Raw genomic sequence first — 17,705 nt, 5'->3', positions numbered from 1 at the left:
GGGCGTCAGGCCGGTTCGGTCACCGCGCCTATGCGGCGGTAGATGAAGCTTTCCGCTGTCCGTTCGCTTCCGGTCGAATTGGCCGCGGCGATAAAATTCGCCATCCGCGCGTGGATCGGCGATTTCACGCAGGCCGGGTCGGTGGCGGCCGGATCGCCGGCGATCGCCATCGCTTGGCAGCGGCAGCCGCCCCAGTCGATCTCACGACGCTCGCAGCCGCGGCACGGCTCCTGCATCCAGTCGGTTCCGCGGAAGGCGTTGAATGCGGGCGAATCGGTCCAGATTTCGGCGAGCGAGCGCTCCCCGAAACGCTCGAAACTGAGCGACGGGATCGTCTGCGCTGCATGGCATGGCAGCACCATGCCGTCCGGCGCCACCATGAAGGCGTCGCGCGCCCAGCCGCCCATGCAGGGCTTCGGATAGATGGCGAAATAGTCGGGCGTGACGAAATCGATGTTCATGATGCCGGTGAGCCGCTCGCGCGCCGCTTCGACGATCTCGGCCTGGCGGTCGACCGCTGCGCGGTCGGGCATCAGCGCGTCGCGGTTGGTCAGCGCCCAGCCGGAATACTGCACGTTGGCGATCTCAAGTCGCTCCGCGCCAAGCGACAGAGCGAGTTCGATGAATTCCGGCACTTCCTCGATGTTGTGACGGTGGATCGGCGCGTTGATGGTGAGCGGCAGACCGGCGGCGCGGGCACGCCGCGCCGTCTCCAGCTTCTTCTCATGGCTGCCGCGGTGGTTGCCGATCATCTCGGTAGTCGCCGGCCGCGCACCCTGGAAGCTCAGTTGCAAATGATCGAGACCGGCTTCGGCGAACGCCTCGACGCGGCCTTCGGCGACGCCGACGCCGGCTGTGATCAAATTGGTGTATACGCTGCGTGCCGAAAGCCCTGCGATAAGCTGCTCCAGATCCCGGCGCAGGGTCGGCTCCCCGCCCGACAGATGGACCTGCAGGACGCCGAGATCGGCCGCCTGCTCGAACAGGTCGAGCCAGCTTTGCGTGTCCATCTCGCGATTGGCTTTCAGAAGCTCGGTCGGATTGGAGCAATACGGACATTGCAGCGGGCAACGATGGGTCAGTTCCGCCAGCATTCCGATCGGAGGGAGAAGCGGCTCGCTCATAGCTTCACCAGCAATTTGTCCGCCCATTCCTGCAGGAAGGCAGTGACATCGGAGGCGATTTCGTCCTCCTCGGCGCCGTATTCCGCTGCAAGGTCGGCGATGATGTGGCCAACATCGGAGCGACCGTCGCAGCGGCGCAGTATATCGAGGCTGATTTCGTTAGGCCAGAAAACCTTTTCCGGCGACAGAACTGCGAAGGCCTGCCGGACTGGATCGAACTGGATGCGCACATGTTTCGGCAGCGACGGCGTCGACTGCCGTGAAACGATCGCCCTTTGCCGCACCTCGATCATGGATGCTGCTCGGGCCGGAAAGCGCCGGGCGGGATGCTTCCGGTCTGATAGGCATGCTGGAGCGCATCAAGCATTGCCCACAAAATATCGCATTTCAGCACCAGCGCGTCGATCGACGCCTGCTGACGCTCCGGCGTGTCGGCGTGGCGGAGCACATAGTCGAGGGCGAAATCGGAATCGCGCGAAGCCTGCTCCGGCCGCCGGCTGAAATAGGCGAGCGTATCCTCGGTGATGTAATCGTATTTGGCCAGCATGGCCGGCACACGCTCGCCGATGATGACGGGCGAGAACAGTTCGGTGAGCGACGAGGCGACCGCTTCGAGCAGCGTCGCATTGGCGCAGAAGGAAAAATAGGCGCCGACAGCGAAGCGCGTGGCGGGCAGGGCAAGCCTTTCGCTTTTCACCGCTTCGGCCTCGAGGCCGAGCGACGTGGCGAGATGCAGCCAGCGTGCGATGCCGCCGCTCCAGCCGTCATCCCCGTCATGGTCCTCGATGCGCTTGCGCCAGGCGGCGCGGAAGGCCGGGTCGGTGGCGCGGGCCAGGATGATGGCGTCCTTGCGCGGGATCACCGCCTGATAGCAGTAGCGGTTCAGCGCCCATGCCTGCAACTCGCCTTTGGACATGCCGCCGCTGGTCATCCGGTGATGCAGCGGGTGGCGATTGTGGTAGCGCTCCGCGCCGACCCGCCGCAGCACGGCTTCAAGATCCGCCGTGGACAGGCCGTTCCTGGCGGCGTCGTGGAAATCACTCACAACTCTATCTCCATGCCGTCATAGGCGACTTCCCAGCCGGCTGCACTCACCGCCGCGTATTCGGGCGAGCTTTCGTCCAGGACAGGATTGGTGTTGTTGATGTGGACGAAGATCCGGCGGTCGATCCTGACTCCGGCAAGGCCGGCGATCGAGCCAGTCTCTCCGGACATAGCCAGATGGCCCATGCGGGTGCCGGTCTTCTGGCCGACGCCGGCTGTAATCATTTCGTCGTCGGTATAGACCGTACCGTCGAACAGCAGGCAAGCCGCGCCGGCAAGCCGCTCCCGCAGCGCCGTATCGATCCTGGCGCAGCCGGGAATGTAGAAGGCCGAGCGGCCGTTGCCGCCTGAAACGCGCACCGCGATCGTATCGCCCTCTTCGGAGCCGTAATCGGCCTCCGGCCTGCTGGCGTCCTCCAGGTAAAGCGCCACCTTTCCCGGCACGGCGAAGCTTTCGATCGTTACGCCGGTTGCCCGGCCCGTGGCATCGCATAGCTCCAGTTCGCCCTTAGCAGGCAAGGTGCGGCGCGGCACGATCGCCGGGTCGAGCACGTTGAAAATGGGATTGGCCGCGAGCGCAGCGAGAACCCGTCCCGAGGCATAGATGGCGAAGGGCTGGCGCTCGCGCAGGCTGAGCAGCCCGGCGATATGGTCGACATCCGCATTGGTGAGCACGACGGCGCGGATCGGCGTCGAGCGCAATGGCGCGTCAGGCGCAGGTTGCAGTTCGGGCGTTTGCGCGATCTGCTGGCGGATGTCGGGGGAAGCGTTGAAGAGAACCCAGTCGACACCGTCGGCCGAGGCGGCGAGGCTCGATTGCGTCCGCTGGCGTATGCCGGCATTTCCGAAGCGGGCGGTACGGCTCAGCCGGTAATTGCAGTTCCATTGGGGAAAACCGCCGCCGGCCGCCGATCCGACGATTTTCAGACGCATCGCCACAGTCCAATTTCGAGTGCGCCGTCAATAAGTACGACAGCTTAATGCCACCGCGGCCCGATACCCTACGCTTAAGTTCAAATCGACAGTGCGCGCCGCTGTCGCCAGCGGCGCGCACCGACGCGGCCTACTTCTTGGGAGTAATTTCAGCAGGCAGGTACCGCGAGATTTCAAAGCCAGCAGCAACCTGGCACATGGTCGGCTTTGTCCAGATCTTCTTCATTCCGTTCCTCCTTTTCCACCGGCCCGAATGGACCGATCCTGTCGATATCCAACCGCTGCTGGGCACCGTTATGCAGCGGCTCGTCCATTACGTCTCAAAATGGACTAATGAAAAGATTGGTCCTGAAAATTCAAAAACAACGAAGAAATTGCACTCGGTCTCACTCAATGCGGTCGTCCTTCAATCGTTCACAACATAAGGCGTATTTTCCTCCAGCGGCAGATTGGCGCTTTCCCAGCCCTCCGATCCGAGCGGGTACCAGACAACCGAACCGTATCCCCATTCGAGCGCCCGTTTGGCGGCATTCCAGGACATCCAGCAGTCGGTCATGCAGTAAAACAGGATCGTCCGCGACTTGTCCGAACCGGTGTTGGCTGCGAGGCCCTGGCGAAAATATTCGGCGGTTTCGGCCGAAATCGCGCCGTAGCCCACATTGGCCAGCCACACGCTGCCTGGGATGTCCTTTCTGACCTTCTCCTTCCATATCGTTCCCGCCGGCAGGTTGGCCGGCTTCGGCGCCTGCGGCATCACATCGAAGAAAACCGCTTTCTTCTCCCGCCACAGCGCCTCGGCTTCGCTCGTCGACACCACCTTCGCTCCCTGCAGCGTATCCGGCACCGGCGCCCGGTATTCGTCCATCCGGTAGCCGGCAGGCTCCTCGACGCCGCCTGCGAGAGCCGGTCCTGCCAAGCCCAGAACGCCCGCTGCGAGCAGCAAATATATCGACGATGGCTTCATCTCCTTCTCTTCATCGCCCGCTGCAACTTCGGCTCGGCGGGCCTGCATAACGCCTCTACTGCGTGATCGGCTGGTCGTGCTCGTCAAGCAGAGGCACATTGTAATCCAGCAGGATCTGATTGATCGCCGCCTGGTTTTCCCTGATGACCTTGTTGAGCGTCCGCTTCCACTCCTGGTCCGACGGGCGCACGCCCATGGTGATGCGGTAAATCATACGCGAGCCGGACTTTTCCTTGACCAAAGGAACGAGAACGAGATCGGTTCGTGAATTTTTGGCGTAGTAACCCGCCATGGGGCCCCATACGATTGCGGCATCGATCGCGCCTGCAAGCATATCCTTGATCATGATTTCGGCCACTGACGGCATCAGGCGCGTGTCCACCATAAGCGGATAGATCTTGGCCGTACGCATGAGCTTGATCGCCGCCATGTTTGCGGTGGGGGGCGTTCCCGCGACAACGCCGATTTTCTTGCCGGCCAGTTTTGGATCCTCAATGGTTTCGACGCCGGCGAGACCGCTGTCCTTCTTAAAGACCAACGCATACGTCGAACGATAATAGGCGTTGGTGTTCTGAACCAGTTCGTCGCCTTGGGCGTAGCCCATGATAATATCGCAGCGATTGGCCCTCAGCGTGTTACGGACGAAGCCCATAACCATTGGAAACCAGGTGTATGCGACGGATTTCCGGCCGGTCTTCTCGGCAACTAGCTCGGCCAGTTTGTTCTCGAAACCCTCGCCGCTTTCGTCTGTGAAGGGCATGTTCGAGGGATCGGCGCAGACGCGCAGCACTTCGGGATCCACCAGTTCGCCTGCCGCCCCCAGACCGGCGCCTTGGGCCAGCGCCGTAACGGGGGCAAGAGCAGCAGCCGCGGCAGCAAACAGGAACAGGCGCAGCTTACGGCGGCGGCTCATGGTCATCCTCCCATGCAGGACGCTTCTTCGTCCTTGGCAGCCTGCGGCTTTTCCGCCTTCTTTGGCGGGCGGCCACGAGGCGCCGCGCCGACGGCGCGTGCGCGCAGGTAGACGTAGAGGTCGTCCATGTAGCAATAGACGTTCTTGTTGTCGCCGAACGCCGGCATGACGTTTTCTTTGCCCGCGCCGAGATTTTTGCGCCCCTCGGCTACGATCGACAGGAAGGTTCCGTAGTCGATGTTCTTCATCGTCTCGGACAGGGCAGGGGCGTAGCTGGAGCCGACGCCATATGGCCCGTGGCAGACATGGCAGTCGGAATGATAGCGCCGATAGCCGCTGAACGTGTACCAGTCGACCGTGCCGTCTTCTTCGATCTTGAACGTGGGATTTCCTTCGGCATCATAATATTTGCCGTTTTCATCCGTGGCTGCCGCGGCCTTCTGCTTATCGTCTGCCGCCTGTGCAAAACCTGCCAGCGGCAGAAGCAGAGCAAGAACCGAAACTACTTTACGAACGGACATTCAAACCTCTTCCATATTTCGCCACGGACACAGCTTTGCTGTCGCTATGCGGCGTTGACAGGTGTGTTGTGGTTGCGTGGCGAAATCGAGAGCCCGGCGGCATCACCGGGGATCCGGGCTCTCGTTTCTCAGGTCACAGGCCTATTGCATGGCCTGGGCCGCGCCATATTCCCGAATATCAATCCGGGAGGCCGAAGACGGTGAGCTGACCGCCCAGCGTCGTGTAGTCGGCAAGTGCTGCATAGCCGCCGACGGCGCCAAGACCAGCCGTCGAGATCGACTTTTCTTCCTCGGTCGGAGCGTTCTCGCCCGCCACCGCCTGCTGCCAGGCTGCGGCGCCTTCGGCTCCCAGAAGACCACCTGCGAGGCCGATGCCAGCCCAACCGCCCACACCGGACAGGACTGCGATGTACTGCTTGCCGTCATGTTCGAAGGTGTTGATGTTGCCGATGATGCCGGACGGCGTCTTGAACTTGTAGAGTTCGTTGCCTTCGTTATCGACCGCCTTGATGTAGCCTTCCAGCGTGCCGTAGAAGACGACATCGCCTTCTGTGGCAAGCGCGCCGGACCACACCGAGAACTGCTCGGGCTTGGACCAGACGATCTCACCCTTGGCGGCGTCCCAGGCTATGAAGTTGCCCATGCCGCCATGGCTGTTCGGAGTCGGGTACATGGCCACCGTTGCGCCCACATAGGCTTGTCCGGCGGTGTAGCTGACCTTGTAAGGCTCATAGTCCATGCAGACATGGTTTGTCGGCACGTAGAAAAGACCGGTCTTCGGCGAATAGGTCGCCGGCTGCTGGTCTTTCGTTCCGAGCGCGGCCGGGCAGACGCCTGTGGTGTTGGTGTCCTCGCCGTTCTGTTGCGTAGAGTACTCGGCAACAACCTGCGGACGGCCATACTGGTCGCTCGCCGGATCCATCACGACTTCCGTAGCCCAGTTCACCGTCGGATCGTATTTCTTGGCGACGAGAAGCTCGCCGTTCGCACGGTCCATGGTGTAGGCAAAGCCGTTGCGGTCGAAGTGAACCAGCACATCGCGCTGCTGGCCGTCGATGTCCATGTCGTCGACGAGGATCATCTCGTTGACGCCGTCATAATCCCACTCGTCATGCGGGGTCATCTGGTAGAGCCACTTGGCCATGCCGGTATCCGCATCGCGAGCCATGATGGTCATCGACCAGCGATTGTCGCCCGGCCTCTGCACCGGGTTCCAGGTCGATGGATTGCCGGTGCCGTAGTAGATCAGGTTCAACTCGGGATCGTAGGCATACCAGCCCCAAGTCGTGCCGCCACCGGTCTTCCACTGTTCACCTTCCCAGGTGTTCGTGCCCGAATCCGGGCCGACTGGTTTCCCGAGATGGGTTGTCTTCTCGGGATCGATCAGGGTTTCTGAATCGGGTCCCGTCGAATAGGCTCGCCAGGCAAGCGTCCCGTCACTCAGATTGTAGGCCGAGATGTGACCGCGCACACCATACTCGGCGCCAGAGATGCCGATGATCACCTTGTCCTTGACGACCATGGGTGCGGATGTGCTGGACTCTGCGATGCTGCCGTCGGTGGCTTGGCCATTCTTGGCCTGCCAGGCGACCTCGCCTGTCTTGGCGTCAAGAGCCGTGACAGTCGTGTCGGCCTGGGCAAGGATGATCTTGCCGTCGCCATAGGCCACGCCGCGATTGACAGTATCGCAGCACATGATCGCAATGACGCTTGGATCCTGCTTGGGTTCGTATTTCCACAGGATCTTGCCGTCATTCTTGAGGTCGAGAGCGTAGACTATATTCGGGAACGGCGTGTGAATATACATCACGTCGCCTATCACCAGAGGGCCGCCTTCGTGGCCGCGCAGCACGCCGGTGGACATCGTCCACTTGACCTGCAGGTCCTTCACATTGTCCTTGTTGATCTGGTTCAGTTTCGAATACCGGGTGTTGGCATAGTCACCCGTCGGCATCGCCCAGTTCTTGGCATCCGCCGATAGATTCATCAACTCTTCATTGGCCGAAACTCCAATTGCCGAGGCGCACAGTAACGTCGCAGCAAATGGTATACAGATTGCTTTCCTGAATACACGCATTTGATATCCTCCCGAGGGTCACAATCAGGAATCGACCGTTGAGCCCACAAGGGCTTGCCCAAGCGATTCATGTGGTGGGAAGTATTTCCGGCAGCGTGTCACGACCTAAGCCAGATGAGCAGAGGGCACCTTTACTGCCCACCTCACTTGGCCTACGAAAGACGGTCGCCGCTCCCTATGACGGTGACGCCCTTGAAGCCGGAAACAGGGAAAGGCTATGTCATAACAAAGCGGCAGGCAAGCGAAAAACCTGAGGAAATGTTTTTGCACCGCAATATGACTTATGCTGCGCTGCGTCATGCCGGGATTGTACACAAGTTTCTGGTATCGCTTGTAGCTTATACTTTACGTTGTTTCATTAATTTTAACTTTTCAGGTAGAGTTAAGGAGAGCGGCTCCCAAATGATATCTGCGCATACTAAGCAGATATTTACTAAAAAAAATGAGGCGATTTTCCGGAAGCATCTTATTTAAAAGCGACATGGACTCACTTTAGCCGAGCGGGCGCGACGGGGCGGATCGAAGCCGGCGCGTGCGTTGCAAAATCGTTCCGAGACGACATTTTCGGCCACCCAGGATTCGCCTTTAGTCCTACATGATGGCTTGACTGACTTTCCTGAACGTCGCCAACTGTTACTAATTTGATCCCGCGCGAGTGCGGGCTCCAACCATGGAGGATTCGCGGCATGAAAAAGCGGACCCGGTTTTTCACTTTTCCGCTCTGTTTGGCTTCGATGCTGACTTGCGCCGGTCCCTCGATAGCGGCGGGGGATTACCCCACGACGGCGCTTGCCGACTATGTTTTGGGCTGCATGAAATCGAACGGCCAGACGCGCCAGGCGCTGGAGCGCTGCTCGTGCTCGATCGACGTTATCGCCTCGATTATCCCCTACGAGCGCTACGAGGCGGCAGAGACGTTCAAGCAGATGGCGCAGACGACCGGCGAGGCGAGCGGACTGTTCCGCGAAAGCGCGCCGGCGAAGACCGCCGGCTCCGAGCTGAAGCGTGCGCAGGCGGAAGCGGATATCCGCTGCTTCTAGACCAGAGCGACCGGCGGCGGATCGTCAGAGCCCGGCCGCCTCGAGCGGCCACTGGTCTCTGAAGACCTTGCCCTCCGTGTCTGTCGCTTCGACCCTGATCTCGCTGCCGGCGCCCGGCGCAAAATCGAATCGGAAATTGGGATCTTCCGAAATCGATATTCCGCCTTCCATGGCCAGGATCAGCCGGTCGCCTTGAGAGATCGAGAAATTCTGGATGAAATGCGCCGGAATGAAATATTGGGTCAGCGGATCGCGCTGCAGGCCTGAATTGTTGGGATGCCGGATCATCAGCTGCAATTCCGGCGCGTTGCCAGCGGTCTCGCCCGCCGCCGGCGCAAACTGGCGCAGCTTCATCCGCCCCATCGAGGCCAGCGCCTCGTCGGTGTTCTTGACCGCCGGCGCCGAGCACCCGCCCGAAGCCTTGACGAAGGTCTGCGACATGTGGAGTTCGCCGCCTTGGGTTTCGGCTATAGCCCGCAGATAGGAGTAGTCGTCGACGCGGACGCGGGTCGACAGATGCGTGACACCGGCCTCCTTGCCGATCTGGAAAGTCGCCGCCACCGGCGACGGGTTCACGTCGATGATCATGGTCACCGACTTGACGCCGTCAGGCGCCTTGGCGGGATCGATATAGACGTCGACCGGCACCACCGCCGCGTCCTGCGCGCGTTTCGGCGCCTCAATGCGAACGAGGCCGGTATCGGCAAGGATCGGCCGGTCGCCGAACACATCGCCCTTCAGGCTCGTCCAGATCCGTTCAGAGGAGGTGGGGGACTGCTGCGCCGCCGCCGGCCCAGAGAGGTCCGCGAGCGAACCGGCCATGACGACAAGATAGGCCGCGGCGACTATGGCGAGCCGCCGGTTCCAGGACGCGCTGACTTGCATTTCGGTGCCTCCACCGGTTCGAAAGGTGGTGCCCAGGCAGGCCGGCATGATAATCCTTCGCCGATGCCTTGGCAAACCGCCCGCAGCAGCGCGAACGCGGCTATTCCCATTCCAGCTCGGCATAGGCGGCGGTCGCGTTGCGCTCGTTATATTCGTCGAACAGCGCCCAATTGGACGCTTCGCTGCGGCCGGCGGTCTTGACGGTTTCGGCGAGCGGTCGGCCCTCCGTGATTGCCTGCCGGATGTCGCCGGCAAGTACCTCGAAATAGCGTCGCTGCGCTTCCAGCGCCTCCGGCCAGTCAGCCGCTATGGGCCCGTGGCCCGGCACAACACGCTGAGCGTCGATCGCCGCTAGGGCATCCATCTGGCGGATCCAGCCGAGCAGCGAGCCATCCAGCGTCGGCAGATGCTCCATGAACACAAGGTCGCCGGTAAACAGCGTACCGGTCGCGGCATCGTAGACGGTCAGGTCGTTGTCGGTATGGGCCGCCTTCCACGCCCGCAGGTGGAGCACGCGTCCGCCCAGATCGAATTCGGCGCGGTCGGCTACGAGCTGCGCCGGCGGCACGATCTCGATGCCTTCCATCAGCGCCTCGCCTAGCTGGCTGCGGTAGTTCCGCAGATAGAATGCGCCGCGGGCTTCGAGCGCGCGAGGCAGGTTCTTATGGCCAATCACCGTCGCCCCGATGTCGCGGAACGCCGCATTGCCGAAGATGTGATCGGGATGCATGTGGGTGTTGATCAGGAAGCGGACCGGTTTTGGGGTCACCTCACTGATCGCAGCGATGAAGGCCCGCGCCTGGACGAGACTGCCGCCGCTGTCGATCACCGCGGCAGCCTCGTCGCCGACCACCAGCCCGAGATTGCAGATCGCGCCTTCGTTTCCGGGGGTCATCAACTCGTTCTTGCCCCGGAAGGCGAAGACGCCGTCGGCGATTTCGCTCAACGCGAAATTCTGATGGTTGGCGGCCAGAGCTTGATGCGGAAGACAGCACGGCATGGCCGCTCCGGCGCCGATGCAGGCGAACCCGGTGACAAGCCTGCGACGGAAAAGATCGGTCCGCATGGTTCGCTCCGCCTCACACCGCGCCGGGAAATTTCTGATGGAACGAGCGCAGCAGGTCACTCATCACCTGCGGACTGCGATTGTGCCGCGGCAGCCGGACGTCGAAATAGCCGGTCACATGCGCCGGCCGGGGCGACAACACCACGATTCGGTCCGAGAGCATCAGCGCCTCGCGCAGATTATGCGTCACCATCAGAGCGGTCGTCGGCCGCGCCGACCAGACGCTGAGCAGCAGGTGCCGGAGCCGCTCGGCGGTTGGCTCGTCGAGCGAGACGAATGGCTCATCGAGAAACAGGACCGCCGGCTCGGTGGCGAAAGCCCTGGCGAGCGCCGCCCTGCGCGCCAGTCCGAGCGACAGTTCCGAAGGAAACAGCGAGCGCATGCCAGCAAGGCCGAGACTGTCGAACAGCCGGTCGAGATCGGCGTTTCTCATAGCCTTGGGCAGGGCAAGCCGGACGTTCTGCTCGACCGTCCGCCATGGTAGCAGGGTCGGCTCCTGGAACACCGCGCCGATGCGGTTCGAACCGCCCTGCGGCAACTGGAAGGAACCGGAAAATTCCGTGTCGAGGCCGAGCAGGATGCGCAGCGTCGTGGTCTTGCCGCAGCCCGACGGCCCGAGCAGGCTGGCGAACTCGCCTTGCCTGACCTCGAAGGAAAGGTCGTGCAGCGCCGTTACCGGGACGCCCTCCGCGGACCTGAAGGTCTTTTCGGCGATGTCGACCCTAAGCGGGGCGGCGACGCCAACGGGTTGCATGTCGTTCAACGGGCTGCACCAGAAGGAGTTCGATGAGGAGCATGACGGCCACGAATGCCAGCGTGTAGGCGAGGATGGCGGCGACGTCGAAGAGCTGGAAATGAAGGTAGATCTGGAAGCCGACACCGTTCGAGCGGCCGAGCAGCTCGACGACCAGTACGATCTTCCAGATGAGGGCGATGCCGGAGCGCGAAGCGGCGGCGAGATAAGGCTGAAGCTGAGGCAGCAGGATGTGCCGCAGCCGGTCAAGGGGACCGAAGCGATAGACGGCGGCCATCTCCGCATAGCGCGGATCGAGCGCCCTTGCGCCTTCGCGCATGGTCACGACGACGTTCGGGATCTTGTTCACCGCCACCGCGCCGATCGCCGCCGCCTCGTTCAGGCCGAACCAGACATAGGCGAGCACGATGATGACTAGCGCGGGAATGTTGAGGAACAGGACGACCCAGGGATTGAAGAACTGATCCGCGCGGCGATGGATGCCGAGGAGAACGCCGATGACCGAACCGACGACCATCGCAACAATGAACGCCGCCGCGACCCGGCCGAGGGTCACGCCGAGATGATAAGGCAGTTCGCCGGTCGCGGTGTCGTTCAAGAGTACCCGCCAGACCTGGTCCGGCGGCGGAAAGGCGCGGCTCGGCCAAGCCCCGGCCGCGAAGCTCCACAGGAGAAGCAGGCCAAGCAGGGAGGCCGCGGTCGTGAGCGCCGGCACCGCGATCGCGCGGCGGCCCGAGCGGAGGGGCAGCGCCGTGCCCGCCGTAGTGATCCGGCCGTCCTGGCTCGGCGACGTCATCTCGACGGTCCCGCCCAGAACGTGCCGGGAGCCATTTCCGGAGCCCGGCCGACCAGTTTCTCGCCTCCGATTTCCGCGAGCACGCGGTAGAGCTTGCCGGCGTCGGCCTCTTCCTCGGCCACCGGTCGCGCGGAAATGCCCTCGCGGTAGCCGTCGCGCAGCTTTTCCAGTTCCACGCCCTCGGCGCGCACGATGGGAGCGAGGCGCAGCCATTCGGCGTCCGACCTTGCCAGCAAGTTCTTGGCCTCGGTGGAGGCTTTGACAAAGCCTTTTGCGGCATCCGGATTTTCATCCGCCCATTTCTCGTGGAAGACATAGCCCAGCGCCGACACCGCGCCCGAAGCTCCGAGCGCCCTGGCCGCATCGCCGGCGCCGACCAGGCGACGAAAGCCGTTGGCTTCGAGCCGGGCGCAAAAATGCCAGAAGTTCAGCACCGCATCGAGTTCGCCCTGCAGGGCCTTTTCTGAAAGCAGCGGCGGCGCGCCGTAGACGATGTTGTTGTTGGCAGCCAGGTCGAAGCCATGGTCGCGGCTGGCGAGCGCCTGGATGAGCAGCCAGCTCTTGTCGAGCGGACCTCCGGCGACGCCGATCTTCTTCTGCTTCAGGTCGGCAATCGTCCGGACCGGCGATTCCTGCCTGACCATGATCGCACCGACTGCGGTGGAATAGGGGGTCAGCGTCAGGTCGGCGCCGTCCGAGCGCTGCCGCGAGACCCACAGCCAGTCGGAGACGATGATGTCGATCTCGCCGGCCAGCATGGCGACATTGGTGGCGTCCTCGCCGGCGAAGTGCACGATTTCGAGGTCAATCCCGTTGGCGGCGTCGAATTTGTGATGTTTCAGCGTGTCGAGCTCCCAACTCACCGTGCCGAATTTCAGTACGCCTATGCGGACTTTGGTTGCAGCGCGAGCCACGCCGGCCGCCGAGAGCATCGCGACCGTTCCCAGCGCTGCGAGGCGAAGCGCTCCACGTCTCGAAATCACCATGGCATCCCCTCCCAACGATCGCATACGGACGGGACCCGGCCGATAAAGGCAAGCGGCATCAGATTGATCGCTCCTTGTCGGGAAAAGCGCATCGCCAGCGCACCACCTTCAGGGTCGGGTGTTCCGACGACCATTTCGCGATCTCGGCGGGCGCAAGAAGCATGCATTGGAGGAGGGAGCCGCGGCTCTCGAAATAGAGATGTTCCTCCCGGCAATCAGCCGGATTGGCGGCCATACAAACCGTCAATATGAGGTCGACCACTTCCATTGCAGCACCTTTGCCGTCCTGGTCGCCCGCCTCGGCCGTTTCGGCCGGGCATCGTCTGGACAAGACTCTGTTAAGCCGGATTTCCTCAAGGTGCCCGATGGGAAGCCGGAATTGCGGGAAGCTACGCGCTCGCCCCAGAGCCGTCAACAAAGACGAATGGACAGGGTCCCCGCGGCCGGCTGTGGCAATAAATACGGTTGATTTCCTCAACCCTCCGTCTAGCTTCGTCGGCGCGCATGCCGGGGAGAGGGTTCCGGCACGCCGTCGTCTAGGGCACCCTGACGAGCAATGAGGAAATGCCAATGCGCGTTGCCGCGTTTTTTACCGCAATCTCAATCGTGACCCTGTCCGCGGGCCATTCCCTGGCTCAGGATGCCGCGGCCGGCGAAAAGGTGTTCGCCAAATGCAAGGCCTGCCATGTCGCCGACGAGGACAAGAACAAGATCGGACCGACGCTGAAGGGGGTGATCGGCCGGACCGCCGGCACGCATGCAGGCTTCAAATATTCCCCGGCCATGGTCGAGGCGGGCAAGGGCGGCCTGGTCTGGGACGATGCGAAACTGACCGAATACCTCAAGGCCCCGAAGGCAATGGTCAAAGGCACGAAGATGGCGTTCGCCGGCCTCAAGAAAGACGAGGACCTCGCCAACGTCATCGCCTATCTCAAGCAATTCCCCTGACAGCAACACTGCGTCCGGTCCGGCCCGTCATGGTGGCCGGCCCGGACGCTGTTTTGTGATCTGACCTGAAATTTCAGGCGGCGGTGCGCAATCCGTTGAGCGCCGCCGGCAGGTCGAGCAGGCTGCCGCAGACCAGGTCCGCTCCAAGCTCGTCGACCGGAACTTGCGAATAGCCGCCGCGGATGAGGATAACCGGCACGCCTGCCGCCCGCGCGGCTTCCACGTCGGTAACGCTGTCGCCAACCATCAAGGCGTCCTGAGGCGTGGTCTCCAGGCGTTCCAGAGCCAGCAGCAGGGCTTCGGGGGCCGGTTTCTTGCGCGTGACGGCGTCGCCGCCGACAATCGCTCCAAGGCGTTCGAGCATGCCGAAATGCAGCAGGATTTCGCGCGTGGCGGCTTGCGGCTTGTTGGTCGCGACGCCAAGCCGGATGCCGGCCACATGCAATCGCGCCAGCGTTTCGGCCGCCCCCGGCATCGGGCGTGTCCAACGGGTGATATGGCGGCGATAGATCGGCGCCATTTCGCGATTGGCTTCCTCGAGCCCGGCTTTCGACAGCGGCCGATCCGAAGCGGCAAAGGCCCGCTCGACCAGTTTTTCGACGCCATTGCCGATCATCGACTTCACCTGCGGAAGCGTCAGTGGCGGCAAGCCTCTGCCGTCCAGCAATTCGTTGACGGCGCAGGTAATGTCCGGCGCAGAGTCGATCAGCGTTCCGTCGAGATCGAACAGGATGGCCTTGGGCAATCGAAACGACGTTTCATCGCTGCCGCTCATGCGGATTCCTTCCATTTGATCGAGCATCCGACGGAGGCGATCTGGTCTTTCGGCCCGTTGCCGGTCCGGGCGACCTGTTTCATCGCTTCGAAAAGATCGCGGCGGAGATCCGATGCGCCGGCCTCCTTGCGCGAGGCGTCGAGGCGTCCGCGATATTGCAGCGTGAGTTCGTTGTTGAAGCCGAAGAAATCCGGCGTACAGGCGGCGCCATAGGCGCGCGCCGTGGCCTGGTCCTCGTCGTAGAGGTAGGGAAAGCCGAAGCCGTGCGCGGCGGCGAACAGCTTCATATTGGCGAAGGAATCTTCCGGATAGGCTTCCGCGTCATTTGAATTGATCGCGACGAAGCCGATGCCTTCGGCCTTGAGGTCCTCGGCATCCCTGACGATGCGCCCGATGACGGCTTTTACATAGGGGCAGTGGTTGCAGATGAACGCCACGACCAGACCGTTGGGACCGGCTTGGTCGAAGATCGAGTGCATTTTTCCGTCGACGCCGCGGAGCGTGGCGTCGACTGCTGGCCAGCCGAAATCGCAGACCGGTGGGATTGCCGCCATTGTTGCCTCCTGCCGAAAGGTTACGCCGCTTTCCTGGTCGCGCCGTCGGCGGCGTCCCTGATTGATTCGATGTTGCCGCGATATGCGGCTTCGGTTCCGCCCTTGAACACCGCGGAGCCCGCAACAAGGACATTGGCGCCCGCCGCGGTGACCAGCGGTGCGGTTTCGGGCGTAACGCCGCCGTCGATCTCGATGTCGATCGGACGCTGTCCGATCATCGCCTTGACCCGCTTGATCTTCTCCACGACGGCGGGGATGAAGGCCTGGCCGCCGAAGCCGGGATTGACCGTCATCAGGAGCACGAGGTCGAGCCTGTCGAGCACATATTCGATGACGTTTTCGGGCGTCGAAGGGTTGAGCGAGACGCCTGCCTTCTTTCCCAGATTCCTGATCGTCTGCAGCGAGCGATCGAGATGCGGCCCTGCCTCGGCATGCACGGTGATGATGTCGCAGCCGGCATCGGCGAAGGCAGCAAGATAAGGGTCGGCCGGCGCGATCATCAGATGGCAGTCGAACACCTTGTCTGTGCGGCTTCGGATCGCCTTGATGATCGGCGGACCGAAGGTGATGTTGGGCACGAAATGCCCGTCCATCACGTCGAGATGGATCCAGTCGGCGCCGGCAGCCGCGACCGCTTCGACCTCGTCGCCAAGTCTGGAGAAGTCCGACGACAGGATCGAGGGGGCGATGATGGTCTTCTTCGTCATTTCAGTCTCCATCCTTGTCGCGCGGCTTCATCGAGAACACCCGGCTCGCGGTAATATCCTCTGCCGAGATCGTCGACAATGCCGCCGCATCGAGCGGCCCGTTGGCGGTCTCGAACAGGCGGTTGGCCTGCCTGAGCCGCGCCCGGTCCAGCGCGTTGCGGATCGAGCGGGCGTTGGCGAAATGCGGCTGTTCCCGGCGCTTCGTTATATAGGCGGTCAGGGCCTCGGCCGCCGGCCTGTCGAGATGATAGTTCTGGTTGCCGAGCATGGTTTCAGCGATCCGGAACAATTCTCCGTCGGTATAATCCGGGAAGTCGATGTGATGCGCAATGCGCGAGCGGAAGCCCGGATTGCTCTCGAAGAACCGGTCCATCCGCTGCGAATAACCCGCCAGGATGACCACCAGATCGTCGCGCTGGTTCTCCATCACCTGCAGCAGGATCTCGATCGCCTCCTGGCCGTAATCACGCTCGTTTTCGGGCCGATAGAGATAATAGGCCTCGTCGATGAACAGCACGCCGCCCATCGCTTTCTTCAGTATCTCCTTGGTCTTGGGGGCGGTGTGGCCGATATACTGGCCGACCAGATCGTCGCGGGTGACCGAAACCAGGTGGCCTTTGCGGATATAGCCCAGCCGGTGCAGCAGGTCGGCCATCCGAAGAGCGACCGTGGTCTTGCCGGTGCCGGGATTGCCGGTGAAGCTCATGTGCAGCGTCGGCGTATCATGCGCCAGGCCCATGCGCCGCCGGGCACGCTCGACCAGCAGCAGCGCCGCCGTCTCGCGGATGCGCTTCTTGACCGGCGCCAGCCCGATCAGGTCGCGGTCGAGTTCCTCCAGCACATCCTTGACGCCCGACGTTTCGAACTCCTCGCGGAGATCAATGGCGGTGGGGAGCTCGGGCGGCAGAGCTTCCGGTGTGGCTTCGGCTGCGGCTGACATGGCTTGTTCCATTTCATTTCAAAGGCCGGCGCTGCCCTCATTGGCCTGCCGGCACCTTCTCCCCGTGAGGACGGGGAGAAGAGACACTGTCGCAAAAGTCTCGCGCCAATTTCGGCGCTGGCGACTGGCTGCTGCGCTGGTGACCCCTCTCCCCGTTTTTTCACGGGGAGAGGGTAAGGGTGAGGGGCAGCGCGGTAATCTCAAAATTACCCGTATCGCGTCCCAGCCGGTTTGTCCGCCGCATAGGGCTTGGTCGTATAGCGGACCATGCGGCCCGCGCCCTCCTGCCGCTCCAGCCGGTAGCCGGGTTCCTCCGCCGGGCGATTGACGATGAAGGACAGCTTCACCGATTCCCATCCAGGCGAGGCGTCGAAGGCGACGACGCGGATGTAGCGGTCGCCGTAGACCTTGCGGCACTCCTTCAGCTCCATCATCAGCGCCGCAGCATCGGGATTATCGAACATCGGGTGGCCCCACATGTCCCAGTAGGTGTTGCGCGGATGCGGGTCATCGGTGAATTCCAGGCTGACCGCCCATTTGTTGTCGATGCAGTACTGCACCTGCGCCCTGATCTGGTCGTCGGTGAGGTCGGGGAGGAAAGAAAAGGCTCCCTGGGTGATACGCATGTCGGTTCTCCATTTTCTGTCCAGGTTTTGCGCTGTCCTCATCGACCTGCCG

General features: G+C 62.4%; 23 protein-coding genes. 3 read left to right on the top strand and 20 right to left on the bottom strand.

Annotation, left to right across the window (positions count from 1 at the left end):
- Positions 1-5: 5 nt before the first annotated feature.
- From pqqE to G6N73_RS04000, 9 genes are all read right to left on the bottom strand, one after another.
- Positions 6-1,124 (bottom strand): pyrroloquinoline quinone biosynthesis protein PqqE, encoded by a 1,119-nt coding sequence (pqqE, locus tag G6N73_RS04040; protein ID WP_165023749.1) that lies wholly within the window; start codon positions 1,122-1,124, stop codon positions 6-8.
- Positions 1,121-1,417, bottom strand: a complete 297-nt coding sequence (gene pqqD / locus G6N73_RS04035; RefSeq protein WP_165023746.1) for a pyrroloquinoline quinone biosynthesis peptide chaperone PqqD — start codon at positions 1,415-1,417, stop codon at positions 1,121-1,123. Before pqqD ends, pqqE begins: the two co-directional genes overlap by 4 nt.
- Positions 1,414-2,169: a pyrroloquinoline-quinone synthase PqqC gene (gene pqqC, locus G6N73_RS04030; protein WP_165023743.1), complete on the bottom strand. Its 756-nt coding sequence runs from the start codon at positions 2,167-2,169 to the stop codon at positions 1,414-1,416. The genes pqqD and pqqC overlap by 4 nt, the downstream gene beginning before the upstream one ends.
- On the bottom strand, positions 2,166-3,101 hold the full coding sequence (gene pqqB / locus G6N73_RS04025; RefSeq protein ID WP_165023740.1) for a pyrroloquinoline quinone biosynthesis protein PqqB: 936 nt from the start codon (positions 3,099-3,101) through the stop codon (positions 2,166-2,168). Before pqqB ends, pqqC begins: the two co-directional genes overlap by 4 nt.
- A 173-nt stretch (positions 3,102-3,274) precedes the next feature.
- Positions 3,275-3,415: a hypothetical protein gene (locus G6N73_RS04020; RefSeq protein ID WP_165023737.1), complete on the bottom strand. Its 141-nt coding sequence runs from the start codon at positions 3,413-3,415 to the stop codon at positions 3,275-3,277.
- A 92-nt stretch (positions 3,416-3,507) separates the two neighbouring features.
- Positions 3,508-4,113 carry a PQQ-dependent catabolism-associated CXXCW motif protein gene (locus G6N73_RS04015; RefSeq protein ID WP_165023734.1) on the bottom strand — a complete coding sequence of 202 codons (606 nt, stop codon included), beginning with the start codon at positions 4,111-4,113 and terminating at the stop codon, positions 3,508-3,510.
- A 7-nt stretch (positions 4,114-4,120) separates the two neighbouring features.
- Complete coding sequence (locus G6N73_RS04010) at positions 4,121-4,978, bottom strand: substrate-binding domain-containing protein (RefSeq protein ID WP_206078651.1); 858 nt, start codon at positions 4,976-4,978, stop codon at positions 4,121-4,123.
- 2 nt (positions 4,979-4,980) lie between these two features.
- On the bottom strand, positions 4,981-5,499 hold the full coding sequence (locus tag G6N73_RS04005; protein WP_165023728.1) for a c-type cytochrome, methanol metabolism-related: 519 nt from the start codon (positions 5,497-5,499) through the stop codon (positions 4,981-4,983).
- A gap of 178 nt (positions 5,500-5,677) precedes the next feature.
- On the bottom strand, positions 5,678-7,576 hold the full coding sequence (locus tag G6N73_RS04000) for a methanol/ethanol family PQQ-dependent dehydrogenase (protein ID WP_165023726.1): 1,899 nt from the start codon (positions 7,574-7,576) through the stop codon (positions 5,678-5,680).
- 192 nt (positions 7,577-7,768) lie between these two features.
- On the opposite strand from G6N73_RS04000, the gene G6N73_RS03995 reads away from it, so the two are divergent.
- A complete protein-coding gene (locus tag G6N73_RS03995; RefSeq protein ID WP_165023723.1) occupies positions 7,769-8,050 on the top strand; it encodes a hypothetical protein in 282 nt (93 codons plus the stop codon).
- A 212-nt stretch (positions 8,051-8,262) separates the two neighbouring features.
- Positions 8,263-8,616, top strand: coding sequence for a hypothetical protein (locus G6N73_RS03990; RefSeq protein WP_165023720.1), 354 nt, complete (start codon positions 8,263-8,265; stop codon positions 8,614-8,616).
- 24 nt (positions 8,617-8,640) lie between these two features.
- On the opposite strand, the gene G6N73_RS03985 is transcribed toward G6N73_RS03990, so the two are convergent.
- The 6 genes from G6N73_RS03985 to G6N73_RS03960 all read right to left on the bottom strand — a co-directional run bounded on the left by G6N73_RS03985 (position 8,641) and on the right by G6N73_RS03960 (position 13,434).
- Complete coding sequence (locus G6N73_RS03985) at positions 8,641-9,501, bottom strand: quinoprotein dehydrogenase-associated SoxYZ-like carrier (RefSeq protein WP_246251601.1); 861 nt, start codon at positions 9,499-9,501, stop codon at positions 8,641-8,643.
- Between the two features lie 100 nt (positions 9,502-9,601).
- Complete coding sequence (locus tag G6N73_RS03980) at positions 9,602-10,567, bottom strand: quinoprotein relay system zinc metallohydrolase 2 (protein WP_165023715.1); 966 nt, start codon at positions 10,565-10,567, stop codon at positions 9,602-9,604.
- 13 nt (positions 10,568-10,580) lie between these two features.
- Complete coding sequence (locus G6N73_RS03975) at positions 10,581-11,321, bottom strand: ABC transporter ATP-binding protein (RefSeq protein ID WP_165024309.1); 741 nt, start codon at positions 11,319-11,321, stop codon at positions 10,581-10,583.
- Positions 11,290-12,117, bottom strand: a complete 828-nt coding sequence (locus G6N73_RS03970; protein WP_246251600.1) for an ABC transporter permease — start codon at positions 12,115-12,117, stop codon at positions 11,290-11,292. Before G6N73_RS03970 ends, G6N73_RS03975 begins: the two co-directional genes overlap by 32 nt.
- Positions 12,114-13,103, bottom strand: a complete 990-nt coding sequence (locus G6N73_RS03965; RefSeq protein WP_165023712.1) for an ABC transporter substrate-binding protein — start codon at positions 13,101-13,103, stop codon at positions 12,114-12,116. The genes G6N73_RS03970 and G6N73_RS03965 overlap by 4 nt, the downstream gene beginning before the upstream one ends.
- A 58-nt stretch (positions 13,104-13,161) precedes the next feature.
- On the bottom strand, positions 13,162-13,434 hold the full coding sequence (locus tag G6N73_RS03960) for a hypothetical protein (RefSeq protein WP_425484043.1): 273 nt from the start codon (positions 13,432-13,434) through the stop codon (positions 13,162-13,164).
- A 239-nt stretch (positions 13,435-13,673) separates the two neighbouring features.
- Here G6N73_RS03960 and G6N73_RS03955 point away from each other — a divergent pair, with 239 nt between their 5' ends.
- On the top strand, positions 13,674-14,051 hold the full coding sequence (locus G6N73_RS03955) for a c-type cytochrome (protein WP_165023708.1): 378 nt from the start codon (positions 13,674-13,676) through the stop codon (positions 14,049-14,051).
- Positions 14,052-14,124: 73 nt separating this feature from the next.
- Here G6N73_RS03955 and gph read toward each other — a convergent pair whose 3' ends face one another.
- The 5 genes from gph to G6N73_RS03930 all read right to left on the bottom strand — a co-directional run bounded on the left by gph (position 14,125) and on the right by G6N73_RS03930 (position 17,653).
- Complete coding sequence (gph, locus tag G6N73_RS03950) at positions 14,125-14,826, bottom strand: phosphoglycolate phosphatase (protein WP_165023705.1); 702 nt, start codon at positions 14,824-14,826, stop codon at positions 14,125-14,127.
- Positions 14,823-15,380 (bottom strand): thioredoxin family protein, encoded by a 558-nt coding sequence (locus tag G6N73_RS03945; protein ID WP_165023697.1) that lies wholly within the window; start codon positions 15,378-15,380, stop codon positions 14,823-14,825. Before G6N73_RS03945 ends, gph begins: the two co-directional genes overlap by 4 nt.
- A 20-nt stretch (positions 15,381-15,400) precedes the next feature.
- Positions 15,401-16,087: a ribulose-phosphate 3-epimerase gene (gene rpe, locus G6N73_RS03940; RefSeq protein ID WP_165023693.1), complete on the bottom strand. Its 687-nt coding sequence runs from the start codon at positions 16,085-16,087 to the stop codon at positions 15,401-15,403.
- A gap of 1 nt (position 16,088) precedes the next feature.
- Positions 16,089-17,027 (bottom strand): CbbX protein, encoded by a 939-nt coding sequence (gene cbbX / locus G6N73_RS03935; protein WP_165023690.1) that lies wholly within the window; start codon positions 17,025-17,027, stop codon positions 16,089-16,091.
- Between the two features lie 206 nt (positions 17,028-17,233).
- Complete coding sequence (locus tag G6N73_RS03930; protein WP_165023687.1) at positions 17,234-17,653, bottom strand: ribulose bisphosphate carboxylase small subunit; 420 nt, start codon at positions 17,651-17,653, stop codon at positions 17,234-17,236.
- Positions 17,654-17,705 lie beyond the last annotated feature (52 nt).

This window comes from Allomesorhizobium camelthorni (assembly GCF_011045125.1).
GTDB classification, from domain to species: Bacteria; Pseudomonadota; Alphaproteobacteria; order Rhizobiales; family Rhizobiaceae; genus Allomesorhizobium; species Allomesorhizobium camelthorni.
Note: the sequence above shows the minus strand (reverse complement) of the source record. Positions and strands in the feature narration are given on the sequence as shown.

What these genes read in the sequence shown, in the direction of transcription:
- G6N73_RS03990 (WP_165023720.1), top strand. Translation starts at nt 8,263, where the DNA reads ATGAAAAAGCGGACCCGGTTTTTCACTTTTCCGCTCTGTTTGGCTTCG.
- G6N73_RS04000 (WP_165023726.1), bottom strand. Translation starts at nt 7,576, where the DNA reads ATGCGTGTATTCAGGAAAGCAATCTGTATACCATTTGCTGCGACGTTA.
- gph (WP_165023705.1), bottom strand. Translation starts at nt 14,826, where the DNA reads ATGAGCGGCAGCGATGAAACGTCGTTTCGATTGCCCAAGGCCATCCTG.
- G6N73_RS04020 (WP_165023737.1), bottom strand. Translation starts at nt 3,415, where the DNA reads ATGGACGAGCCGCTGCATAACGGTGCCCAGCAGCGGTTGGATATCGAC.
- G6N73_RS04005 (WP_165023728.1), bottom strand. Translation starts at nt 5,499, where the DNA reads ATGTCCGTTCGTAAAGTAGTTTCGGTTCTTGCTCTGCTTCTGCCGCTG.
- pqqE (WP_165023749.1), bottom strand. Translation starts at nt 1,124, where the DNA reads ATGAGCGAGCCGCTTCTCCCTCCGATCGGAATGCTGGCGGAACTGACC.
- G6N73_RS04010 (WP_206078651.1), bottom strand. Translation starts at nt 4,978, where the DNA reads ATGAGCCGCCGCCGTAAGCTGCGCCTGTTCCTGTTTGCTGCCGCGGCT.
- G6N73_RS04015 (WP_165023734.1), bottom strand. Translation starts at nt 4,113, where the DNA reads ATGCAGGCCCGCCGAGCCGAAGTTGCAGCGGGCGATGAAGAGAAGGAG.
- G6N73_RS03930 (WP_165023687.1), bottom strand. Translation starts at nt 17,653, where the DNA reads ATGCGTATCACCCAGGGAGCCTTTTCTTTCCTCCCCGACCTCACCGAC.
- G6N73_RS03985 (WP_246251601.1), bottom strand. Translation starts at nt 9,501, where the DNA reads ATGCAAGTCAGCGCGTCCTGGAACCGGCGGCTCGCCATAGTCGCCGCG.
- G6N73_RS03965 (WP_165023712.1), bottom strand. Translation starts at nt 13,103, where the DNA reads ATGGTGATTTCGAGACGTGGAGCGCTTCGCCTCGCAGCGCTGGGAACG.
- rpe (WP_165023693.1), bottom strand. Translation starts at nt 16,087, where the DNA reads ATGACGAAGAAGACCATCATCGCCCCCTCGATCCTGTCGTCGGACTTC.
- G6N73_RS03955 (WP_165023708.1), top strand. Translation starts at nt 13,674, where the DNA reads ATGCGCGTTGCCGCGTTTTTTACCGCAATCTCAATCGTGACCCTGTCC.
- cbbX (WP_165023690.1), bottom strand. Translation starts at nt 17,027, where the DNA reads ATGTCAGCCGCAGCCGAAGCCACACCGGAAGCTCTGCCGCCCGAGCTC.
- pqqD (WP_165023746.1), bottom strand. Translation starts at nt 1,417, where the DNA reads ATGATCGAGGTGCGGCAAAGGGCGATCGTTTCACGGCAGTCGACGCCG.
- pqqB (WP_165023740.1), bottom strand. Translation starts at nt 3,101, where the DNA reads ATGCGTCTGAAAATCGTCGGATCGGCGGCCGGCGGCGGTTTTCCCCAA.
- G6N73_RS03970 (WP_246251600.1), bottom strand. Translation starts at nt 12,117, where the DNA reads ATGACGTCGCCGAGCCAGGACGGCCGGATCACTACGGCGGGCACGGCG.
- G6N73_RS03980 (WP_165023715.1), bottom strand. Translation starts at nt 10,567, where the DNA reads ATGCGGACCGATCTTTTCCGTCGCAGGCTTGTCACCGGGTTCGCCTGC.
- G6N73_RS03975 (WP_165024309.1), bottom strand. Translation starts at nt 11,321, where the DNA reads ATGCAACCCGTTGGCGTCGCCGCCCCGCTTAGGGTCGACATCGCCGAA.
- G6N73_RS03945 (WP_165023697.1), bottom strand. Translation starts at nt 15,380, where the DNA reads ATGGCGGCAATCCCACCGGTCTGCGATTTCGGCTGGCCAGCAGTCGAC.